Origin of the sequence: Sodalis sp. RH15 (assembly GCF_047324255.1) — a bacterium.
Lineage (GTDB): Bacteria > Pseudomonadota > Gammaproteobacteria > Enterobacterales > Enterobacteriaceae > Acerihabitans > Acerihabitans ligni.
This window is the reverse complement of record NZ_CP178738.1, coordinates 5408574-5419616: the sequence shown is the minus strand read 5'-3', so window position 1 is coordinate 5419616 and position 11043 is coordinate 5408574. Positions and strand designations below refer to the sequence as shown.

Annotated in this window: 6 protein-coding genes; 1 reads left to right on the top strand and 5 read right to left on the bottom strand. The window is 58.3% G+C overall.

The annotated features are described in order from the left end of the window. Positions 1-69: 69 nt before the first annotated feature. Positions 70-321, bottom strand: coding sequence for a hypothetical protein (locus ACL2XO_RS24640; protein ID WP_132925274.1), 252 nt, complete (start codon positions 319-321; stop codon positions 70-72). A 592-nt stretch (positions 322-913) separates the two neighbouring features. On the opposite strand from ACL2XO_RS24640, the gene ACL2XO_RS24635 reads away from it, so the two are divergent. Next, positions 914-1582, top strand: coding sequence for a TetR/AcrR family transcriptional regulator (locus ACL2XO_RS24635; RefSeq protein ID WP_132925276.1), 669 nt, complete (start codon positions 914-916; stop codon positions 1580-1582). Positions 1583-1676: 94 nt separating this feature from the next. Here ACL2XO_RS24635 and ACL2XO_RS24630 read toward each other — a convergent pair whose 3' ends face one another. Genes ACL2XO_RS24630 through ACL2XO_RS24615 form a run of 4 tightly spaced genes read right to left on the bottom strand, consistent with a single transcriptional unit; the run spans position 1677 to position 10716 of the window. Further along, positions 1677-3068 carry an efflux transporter outer membrane subunit gene (locus ACL2XO_RS24630; RefSeq protein WP_413743106.1) on the bottom strand — a complete coding sequence of 464 codons (1392 nt, stop codon included), beginning with the start codon at positions 3066-3068 and terminating at the stop codon, positions 1677-1679. Positions 3069-3116: 48 nt separating this feature from the next. Beyond that, positions 3117-6221: an efflux RND transporter permease subunit gene (locus ACL2XO_RS24625; RefSeq protein ID WP_413741754.1), complete on the bottom strand. Its 3105-nt coding sequence runs from the start codon at positions 6219-6221 to the stop codon at positions 3117-3119. After that, positions 6221-9436, bottom strand: coding sequence for an efflux RND transporter permease subunit (locus tag ACL2XO_RS24620; RefSeq protein WP_413741753.1), 3216 nt, complete (start codon positions 9434-9436; stop codon positions 6221-6223). The genes ACL2XO_RS24625 and ACL2XO_RS24620 overlap by 1 nt, the downstream gene beginning before the upstream one ends. Beyond that, entirely contained in the window at positions 9433-10716 is a 1284-nt protein-coding gene (locus ACL2XO_RS24615) for an MdtA/MuxA family multidrug efflux RND transporter periplasmic adaptor subunit (RefSeq protein WP_413725740.1), read from the bottom strand. Before ACL2XO_RS24615 ends, ACL2XO_RS24620 begins: the two co-directional genes overlap by 4 nt. Between the last annotated feature and the right edge of the window lie 327 nt (positions 10717-11043).

Genomic DNA, 11043 nt, shown 5'->3' with positions numbered 1-11043 from the left:
AACTATTAACAAACGCTTTTTAAATAGACCGTAACGCATGAAAAATGCGCCGCCGTTGTCGAGGGCTCATTATTCATACACAACCGACGTACTGTGCATATTCCGCTGGCCGGCAACAGAAGTCATCGGATAAGAACGGGTACCGTCAGGTACGGCTTTTTCATTCAAAGCGCCGTTGGCCGAGGAGGCCAGGACAGCGCTCGCGCTTACGGCGGTGTCTTGCGCCGGACCTGTCCCCTGGGTGGTTATCTGCATTGCGCTGCTGCCGAAAGATAACGCCCCCAAGACAATAGCCAGGCTTACTGCTTTTACCTTACGCATGGTGCTTACTCCTTACGGCAAAGATGACTATTTTCATCACGCCGCAAATTTATTAACATTCGATAAGTAAATGGTAGTACAGGGACACGGCAGGATCAAGTAAATAATATAATGATCGTTAAGATAAAACTTACCGCGTTGTTTTATCATATTTTTTTCTTGTACCCAGCAAGGTTGCCTCGCTGCCCGGTTAAGGTTGCGCGTTCCTTTGGCGTCCCGGTTGAGGCTCAGGCGCCATACCTGTCGAAACAGGCGGCCTGACCTTGGAGTTTGAAGAGGTGAGTTACGTTAAATTAACTTTTTATTAACGCTCGATAATTAAATAATAGTGGTAATTGTGACTGAGATCAACTAAAATTTTAACGATCGTTAATATAATTGTTATAATGTTGATTTGGGGAACGAAACGCCATTCTGTTTCGCTTGTTCGTTCTGTGCTTGAGATATGAAAACCAACGTCTGCAAGGAGCAACAATATAGTTACGATGCTAATGAATTACCCCATTTTTGTCATTTTGACAAAAAGTGGTTGTAATTTTTTTAACGATCATTAATTATATGGTGATGGCATTTTTTGCTAAGAGAGGACCTGATGAGTACTGAGCATGTTGTGTCCGCCAAAAAGGGACGCGGACGTCCAAAACAGTTCGATCGTGACGATGCGCTGGACAAGGCGCTTGAATTGTTTTGGCGCCATGGCTATGAAGCGACTTCGCTGGCCGACTTGGTTGAGGCAACAGGCGCGAAGGCACCGACACTGTACGGTGAATTCGGCAATAAAGAAGGGTTGTTCCGTGCGGCGGCTGAACGTTATATGACTAAATTCGCCGAACGGGGCAGGGCGCTGCTGACCAATCCGAACTGCACGGTGTCGGAGGCAACGGAAGATTTCATGCGCGATACCGCGGCGCTCTATACCGATAAAAACCTGCCGTCGGGCTGTTTTCTTATCTGTACTTCCGCGGCGCTTTCTTCACAATCGGACGATGTGGCGCAAATGCTGCGCGCACGCCATCATTTCCAGGAAAATATGCTGGCGGATTTCCTGCGGGCCCGGCAGGCCAAGGGAGATATCTCTCCCGCGGCCGATATTGCCACGCTGGCCAAGTACCTGATGTGTATTATGCAGGGCATGGCGGTGCAGGCCCGTGACGGGGCGACCCAGGAAGAGCTGGATAATATCGTTTCCACTCTGATGGCCGTCTGGCCGGAGCTCACCAGCGCCGGAAAGAATAAAGCCCCGGTAGCGGAAGAAGCCTGACACAGGCGATGAAAGGAAATCAGGCGCGGATGGCGGCGCTCTCACTCCGCCATCCTGGCCGGGGGGACCCCAAAGGTTCACACCGACCAGGCACTTAGGGCTGCACTCCTTCTCCATGCCAACCACCCCCTAACGCCACAATCAGCTGAACGCTGGCCACCCACTGGGTGCTGCGCAGGGACAGCAGATTTTGCTGCTGGGAGAGGCTGGTGTTCTGCGTCGTGGCGACATCGAGATAATCTATCATGCCGGCCTGGTATTGATTGTAGGTCACCCGGGCGGATTCCTGGGCCGATTCCGCGGCGCGCTGTTGGGCGGCGGTTTCCTCTGCCAAGGTCGATAATTCCACTAGATAATCCTCCACTTCCTGGAAAGCATCCAGCACCGATTGACGATAGCTGGCGACGCTGGCGTCATACGCCGCCTGCGCCTGCTCCACGCCGGCCTTGGTGGCGCCGAAATCCAGCAGGGTGCCGCTCAGTTCCGGCCCCAGCGACCAGACCCGGTTCGGCATGGAAATCAGGTTATGCAGCACTGAACTTTGGAAACCGCCGCTGGCGCTCAGGGTCAGGTCGGGATAATAGGCCGCCTGCGCCACGCCGATGGCGGCGTTGGCCGCCGCGACGTTACGCTCGGCGTAAGCGATATCGGGTCGCCGCTCCAGCAACTGCGCCGGCAATGCCACCGGTATGCGCGGCATGGCGGCGGTCAGGGGTGCGGCCGGCAGGCTGAACTGCGCCGGCGCTTTGCCCATCAATACCGCGATGGCATGTTCCAACTGCGCGCGCTGCCATTGCAGATCCAGCGCCGAGGCGCGGGCGCTCTCCAGCTGGGTTTGCGCCTGGGCCAGGGTGGCGCGCGACTCGCTGCCGGCCCGGTATTTATTGTCTATGATCTGAAGGTAGCGCTGATAAGCCTCGACGCTTTGCTGATAGAGGGCGATTTGCTGATCCATAACCCGCAGCTGGAAATAATCCTGCGCCAATTCCGACTGGGCGCTCAGGGTGATGTTGGCCAGTTCGGCGGCGCTGGCCTGCGCGCTGGCCTGATTCTCTTCCAGCGTGCGGCGCAGTTTACCCCAGATATCCAGCTCCCAGCTGGCGCTGACCTCGGCGTTATGGGTGGCGGCGGCGCTGCCGGCGGTACCGCTGCGGGTGCTGGACGCGGTGCCGGTTACCGTGGGATAAAGATTGGCCCGCGAGGCGGCGCTCAATGCCCGCGCCTGCCGGTACAGCGCTTCATACTGCGCCACGTTCTGATTGGAGATCTTCACCTGGCCCAGCAACCCGGACAGGACCGGATCCCGATAGACTCCCCACCACTCTCCCTTGTCCGCCTGATCCTGCGGCACCGCCTGCGTCCAGCCCTTGGCCTGTTTGAACTGTGCCGGCGTCTGGACCGTTGGGCGTCGGTAATCCGGCCCTACCATACAACCGTTGAGGCAACCGGCCATTAAAAGCACGGCGGTCAAAGGGAGCAGCTTCATGGCGGGCAGTCCGCGTTTTTTTAGCATAATTCCATCGTCATTATCAGGTTAAACCGCGTCGCGCTTAGCATAGCGCCGCCAGACTCGTCGGCTGCCTCGGCTCAGGCGATCCATATAGAGATACACTACCGGCGTGGTGAACAGGGTCAGCAGCTGGCTTAACGCCAGGCCGCCGGCAATGGCCATCCCCAGCGGGCTGCGCAGAGCGGCATCGCCGCCGCCGCCCAGCGCCAGCGGCAAGGCGCCGAAAAAAGCCGCCAGAGTGGTCATCATGATGGGTCGAAAACGCATCAGGCAGGCTTGGGTAATAGCCTGCTGCGGAGTAAGCCCTTGCTTACGTTCCGCCGCCAGCGCGAAATCTATCATCATAATGGCGTTTTTCTTCACGATGCCGATGAGCAGTAAAATACCGATCAGGGCGATAACCGTCAGCTGCGTGCCGGTGATGAGCAATAACAGCAGCGCCCCCAAGCCGGCTGAGGGCAGGGTGGAAAGAATGGTCAGGGGATGGATATAGCTCTCATAAAGCATGCCCAGCACGATATACACCGCCGCCAGGGCCGCGAGAATCAGCCAGGGCATCGAGGCGGCCAGCGACGTAAAGGCCTTGGCGGTGCCCTGGAAACCGGACTGGATGGTATCCGGCAGGCCGATTTGCGCCATGGCGGTTTTGATAAGGGCCTGCGCCTGCTCCAGCGACACGCCGTCCGCCAGGTTGAACGCCACCGTACTGGTGGCGGATTGCCCCTGGTGCGCCACCGATAAAGGCGTATTGGCGCCGCTGAAGCTGGCGAAAGCGGACAGGGGAATCTGTTTGCCGTCGTTGTTCACCACCAGCAGATCGTTGAGGACCGACGGGTCGGCGGTAAAATCGCTGTCCAGGGTCATCACCACATGGTATTGGTTCAACGTCTTATAGCGGGTGGCGATTTGCCGCTGGCTGAAGGCATTGTTCAACATGGTATCCAGCATCTTGACGTCCACCCCCAGCCGGGTGGCTTTATCGCGATCGATGTTGAGCATCACTTCCTGGCCGCCGGTTTGGGCATCGCTGTCCACGCCGGTGAGCTGCGGGATTTTTTCCAGCGCCGCCTCTACCTTGGGCGTCCAGATTCGCAGCAAGGACAGGTCGTCCGCCTGCAGGCTGTACTGATACAAGGCGTTGGCGCTGCGCCCGCCTACGCGTAAATCCTGCGCCGGCATCAAAAACAGCTGTACGCCCGCCTGGTTGCGGGTTTTGGCGCTCAGCCTGTTCGCCACCTGCGTGGCATCGGCGTCCCGCTGGCTGAAGTCTTTCAAATGCACGAAAAAATTGGCGGTATTACGCGATCCGAAGCCGCCGCTGCCCATGGATGCCAGCACGCCGTCCACCGCCGGATCCTGCTGCACCAGCTTGGAGAACTCCGCCAGCTTGGGTTTCATTTGCTGGAACGACACGTTTTGGTCGGCGCGCAGCATGCCCATCAGCAAACCGGTATCCTGGTTGGGGAAAAAGCCTTTCTGTACCACGGTGTACAGGAAGATATTCAATACGATGGTGAGCAGCAGTGTCAGCAGCGTGAATCCCTGATGGCGCATCACCCAGGCCAGCCCCAGCGAATAGCCCGCCAGCATCCGCGCCAGGCCCCGTTCGATCAGCAGATAAATGCGGGGCGGCCGGCGGGTGGGCGGGGCCTTGCGCTTGAGCAGGCGCGAGCACAGCATCGGCGTCAGGCTCAGGGACAGCAGCATGGAAATCAGCAGCGAGACGGTGAGGGTAATGGCAAATTCCCGGAACAGCCGCCCGACGATACTGCCCATCAGCAAGATGGGAATAAACACCGCCACCAGCGACACCGTCATGGCCAGCACGGTAAAACTCACCTCTTTCGCCCCCTTCAGGGAGGCCCGCACCGGACCGAATCCTTCCTCGATATAGCGGGTGATATTCTCCAGCACAACGATGGCGTCATCCACCACAAAACCGGTGGAGATAATCAGCGCCATCAGCGACAGGTTATCCAGGCTATAGCCCAGCAGGTACATCACCGCGCAGGTGCCGATCAGCGACACCGGCAGCGCCAGCGCGGGGATTATCACCGCCTGCAGGTTGCGCAGAAAGATGAATACCACGCCTATCACCAGTGCGATGGCGATCAGCAGCGTTTCTTCGGTGGCGCGCAGGGATGAGCGAATCGTCGGCGAGCGATCGATGACGATATTCAGGCTGACGTCGCCGGGCAGGGTGGCGGCCAAGGCCGGCACCCTGGCCTTGATGGCGTCGATGGTTTCCAACATGTTGGCGCCGGCCTGGCGGGTAACGCCTATCATCACCGCCGGGGTCTGGTTGTAAAAACCGACGTTGTATTTGTCTTCCACCGAGTCGTAGACATTGGCCACATCCCCCAGCCGCACGGCGTGGCCGTCCCGGTAGCTGACAATCAGCGCGCGGTAGTCCCGGGCCTGATCCAGCTGGCCGTTGCCGTCCACCAGCCAGGATTGGTGATCCCCTTCCAGCATTCCCTTAGGCAGATTGGTGGTGCTGTCGGCAATGGCGCTGCGTATGCTGTCCAGGGAGAGGCCGAAATGGGTGATCATCTGCGGCCGTAAATCGATACGCACCGCCGGCAGCGAGCTGCCCACCACCGAGACCTGGCCGACGCCGTCCACCTGGGCGATTTTCTGCTGGATCTGGCTCGAGGCCAAATCGTACAGTTCGCCGCTGCTGCGGGTGGTTGAGGTCAGCGCCAGCATCACGATGGGCGCATCGGACGGATTGGCTTTGCGGTAGGTGGGCAGCGAGGGCATGCTGCTGGGCAGCAGGCTGCGCGCGGCATTAATGGCCGCCTGCACATCCCGCGCCGCGCCGTTGATATCCCGGTCAAGATCGAACTGCAAAATGACGTTGGTGGAGCTCTGGGAACTGTTGGAGGTCATTTCGCTGACGCCGGCGATCTGTCCCAGCGCGCGTTCCAGCGGGGTGGCCACCGTGGCGGCCATCGTCTCCGGACTGGCGCCGGGCAGGCTGGCGCTGACCATAATGGTGGGAAAATCCACCTGCGGCAGCGGCGCCACCGGCAACAGCCGGTAGCCCAGAATGCCCAGCAGCAGGATGCCCGCGGTCAGCAGCAGGGTGGCCACCGGCCGGAAGATAAATACCCTGGAAATATTCATTAGCGCGCCTGCCGGCCGAACCGCTGCCATACCTGCCGGCTGCGCTGGGACAACCGGTCAAATCCCAGATAGATAACCGGCGTGGAGAACAGGGTCAGCACCTGGCTGAATATCAGGCCGCCGACGATCACCAGCCCCAGCGGCCGCCTGAGCTCCGCCCCCGACCCATGGGCCAGCATCAGCGGCAGGGCCCCCAGCAGGGCCGCCATGGTGGTCATCATGATGGGACGAAAGCGCAGCAGGCAGGCCTGGTGAATGGCGTCACGGGGGGAGAGATGCTGTTTGTGCTCCGCTTCAAGGGCGAAGTCTATCATCATGATGGCGTTCTTTTTCACAATGCCTATCAGCAAAATGACGCCGATTAACGCAATCAGGCTGAACTCGGTATTGGCGAACAGCAACGTCAGCAGGGCGCCCACCGCCGCCGAGGGCAGGGTGGATAAAATGGTTACCGGGTGGATAAAGCTTTCATAAAGGATGCCCAGCACCACATACATAGTCAGCAGCGCCGCCAGAATAAGCCATAGCGTATTGTCGGTGGAGCTTTGGAACGCCGAGGCCTCCCCCTGGTAACGCAGGGTAATGGTGTCAGGCAGCTTCATCTGCTTGCTGACGCTGGCGATGGCCTTTTGGGCATCCTCCAGCGTATAACCGTCCCGCAGATTAAACGAGAGCGTGACCGCCGGGAATTGATTAAGCCGGGCATACACCAGCGAACCGGTGCGCAGGTGCACATGGGCAATGGAGGTGAGCTTCACCATGCCGGTGGTGGTGGAAGAGGAACCGGAATCGTTGGTGGTGCTGCTGCTCGCGCTGCTGGAAGATGTGGAGCTGCCGGAGGTACTTGACGTGCTGGTGCTGCTGGAAGAATCGGTGCTGCTGGTGGAACCGGCGGCCAGATAGATATCGTCCAGCGACGCCGGCGACTGCTGGAATTTCGGTTCAACTTCCAGCACCACGCGATATTGATTGGCTTGGGTAAATATGGTGGACACCAGCCGTTGCCCAAAGGAGTTGTACAGCGCGGTATCCACATCGGCGGCGGTAATGCCGTAACGGGCCGCCTCATCGCGGTTCAGCTCCACATACGCCACCTGACCCTGGTCTTGCAGATTGCTCACTACGTCGCTGAACTCCGGCCGCCCTTGCAATGCCGCCACCATTTTGGGCGTCCAGGTCACCAGATTTTCGCTGTCGGCATCATCAAGAGTGAACTGATACTGGCTGGGGGTGACCTGATCGTTCACCGTAAGATCCTGGGACGATTGCAGATAAAGCCGGATGCCGGCGACGTTTTGAGCGGCGGTGGAGAGCTGTTGAATGATCTCCGTTGCCCGCAGATCCCTATCGGAGAACGGTTTGAGATTGATCTGCAGCCGCCCGCTGTTCAGGCTGGTATTGTTGCCGTCGATGCCGATGGTGGACGAGATGCTTTCCACCGAGGGATTTTTCAGGATAACGTCCGCCAGCCGCTGCTGGCGCGTGGCCATTTCCTTAAATGAGACATCCTGGGAGGCGATAGTGATGCCTTGGATAAGCCCGGTGTCTTCGGTAGGGAAAAATCCTTTCGGCACGATAACATACAGCAGCGCGGTAAACAGCAGGGTCGCCAGGGCCACCAGCAGGGTGAGGGTCTGGTGATCCAGCACAATGGACAGCAGGCGATCGTAACCGGCAATCAGCTTATCGAAAATTTGCCCGCCCTTGCGGTTGAACCTGCTCTGCCGCTCCTCCGGAATATGATGCAGCAGATAGCCGCACAGCATTGGCGTCAGGGTCAGCGACACCACCATGGATACCAGGATCGATACCGCAAGGGTAATGGCGAACTCCCGGAACAGGCGCCCCACCACGTCCCCCATGAACAGCAGCGGGATCAGCACGGCGATCAGGGAAAACGTCAGTGAAATAATGGTAAAGCCGATTTGCGCCGAGCCATTAAGGGCGGCCTGCATCGGCGTCTCCCCGTCTTCCAGCCGGCGCGAGATATTCTCCACCACCACTATCGCATCGTCTATGACAAAGCCGGTGGCGACGGTCAGGGCCATCAGCGACAGGTTATTCAGGCTAAAGCCCGCCAGATACATGACGCCGAACGTCCCCACCAGGGACAGCGGCACGGCGATGCTGGGAATCAGGGTGGCGGCCAGGTTGCGCAGGAACAGGAACGTTACCATTACCACCAAGGCTATCGACAGCAGCAATTCGAACTGTACATCGCTGATGGAGGCGCGGATGGTCTGGGTCTGATCGGATAAAACCGTGACCTTGACCCCGTCCGGCAACGCCGCCTGCAGGGTGGGAAGCTGCGCTTTGATGGCATCCACCACCGATATCACGTTGGCGCCGGGCTGCCGCTGGACGCTGATGATAATGGCCGGCTGCCGGTTTGCCCAGGCGGACTGGTAAATGTTCTCTTCCGCCTCATCGATCTGCGCGATATCCCGCAGGCGCAGAGCGGCGCCGTTCTGATACGAAAGGATCAAATCGCCGTACTGCGCCGCGGTGCGCAACTGATCGTTGGCATCAATGGTAATGGAGTGGTGCTTGCCGTCGAATCCCCCTTTGGAACCGTTGACATTGCTGTTGCCAATCAGGGTATTGACGTCTTCCAGCGTCAGGTTGCGCGCCGCCAGGGCCCGGGGATCCATCCGCACCCGAATCGCCGGCTGATGGCCGCCGGCCAGCGTCACCATGCCGACCCCGGAAATCTGCGACAGCTTCAGCGCGATGCGGGTATTCACCAGATCCTGTACCTTTATCAACGGCAAGGTATCGGATGTGGCCGCCAGGGTAATCACCGCGGTATCCGCCGGATTGACCTTCTTATAGGTGGGCGGATTGGGCAAATCGTCCGGCAGCAGGCTATTGGCGGCGTTGATGGCTGCCTGTACTTCCTGTTCCGCCACATCAAGTGATAAATCCAGCGAAAATTTCAGGGTGATGGTGGACGCGCCGCCGGAGCTGGCGGAATACATCTGGCTAAGGCCGGCCATCTGGCCCAGTTGCCGCTCCAGCGGAGCGGTAACCGCAGACGCCATCACATCCGGACTGGCGCCGGGATAAAGCGTGGTGACCTGGATGGTGGGATAATCCACCTGCGGCAACGCAGAGGTGGGCAGCAGCCGATAGGCGAAAATACCGGCTATCAGCACGCCGATCATCAACAGGATAGTGGCGACCGGACGCTCAATAAACAGACGGGATGGATTCATTGCGCGGTCACGCTTTTATTCTGGATCGCCTTATGCTCCGGGGAGCCGGCGGCATCCCGTGCTTTTTCCGGGACCGGCGCGGCGGTGCCCACCGGTGCGCTGTTCACCACCGACACTTTGCTGCCGGTCTTCAAACGATCAATACCTTCGGTCACCACGCGGTCATCAGGCGCCACTCCGGAAAGAATGGCCTGCATATCGTCGCCGAAGGTCGGCCCGGTCTTCACCGCCTGGCGCGCCACGGTATTGTCGGGTTGGATGACATAGACAAAATCGCCGTCGCTGCTCAGCTGCAACGCCTGGGCGGGAATCACCGTCGCCTTTGCCAGCGTGCCGGTTTGTAAGCGGATATTTACGAACTGGTTAGGGTAGAGGCGCTCGTCTTTATTATCAAAAATCGCCTTCAGCTTGATACTGCCGGTATCGCTGTCGATCTGATTGCTGATAAAGTTAAGCTTGCCCTGGGCTAATACCGTCACGCCGTCCTGATCTATGGCGGTGGCGGGCAGGCCGTTGCCCTGGCGGAGCGCCTGGAGCAAGGTCTGCAAATAGACCTGCGGCACGCTGAAGGTTGCCGCGATGGGCTGGGTTTGGGTAATGGTCACAATCCCCGTGGTATCGCTGCTGTGCACCATATTGCCGGGGTCCACCAAACGCAGGCCCGCCCGGCCGGACAGGGGCGCGGTAATGCGGGCATACTCGAGATCAAGCTTGGCGGCATCAATCTGCGCCTGGTCGGCTTTGATGGCGCCGAGGTATTGGCCCACGGTGGCGGTCTGGGTATCCAAATCCTGCCGGGCCAGGGAGTCCTGCGCGTACAGGGTTTTGTAGCGCGCCAGTGTCAGCTGGGCGCTTTTCAGCAGGGCCTGGTTTTGCGCCAGGGAGCCCTGGTATTGCTCAAGGGTGGCCTGGTAGCTGCGCGGATCGATTTGGGCCAACAGCTGCCCTTTGGCCACCTGTTGGCCTTCGGTGAAATAGACCGCCATCAATTGGCCGTCCACCCGGCTGGTGACGGTGACCGTGGCATTGGCCACCACCGTGCCAAGCGCGGAAAGGTACTCCGGCACATCCGCTTGCCGCGCCACGCCGCTATGCACCGGCGTGGCGAGGTCCATACCCGGTTTGCCGCGTCCATCCCCTGCGGCGTGACGAAAGAAAAAGTAATACACCAGAAATACGATAAGCAATACCAGGACTAACAGCAGTATGACGTTACGCCATTTAATTTTGGAGGCTGAATGGGTTTTCATGCGATACGGGCGGCCAAAGGTGATGATCATAAGATAAATGATTCAATAAGGATAAAGTATTTTACTCATAGTTACTGTAAAAGTTTTGACAAAAACCATTTCACTTATCTTCGATTAAGGGCGACCAGACGGGTTTTCCCTGCGAGTTTGCGATGGTAGCGGGTGAAAAACTGTAAAAAAATTGTCAGGCATCTATAAATGGGATGAATTAATTTCCAAGTTTATTTGGTGCAATGTGCATAATGTAATCAAGATTATTATCAGGCAGCGGTAGGAACCCAAGAACGACAAAATTCGTAATGATTTGATATTAATAGTTTATTTTTGCAATTTCCTGTTGTCCTCATTCCATTTAGT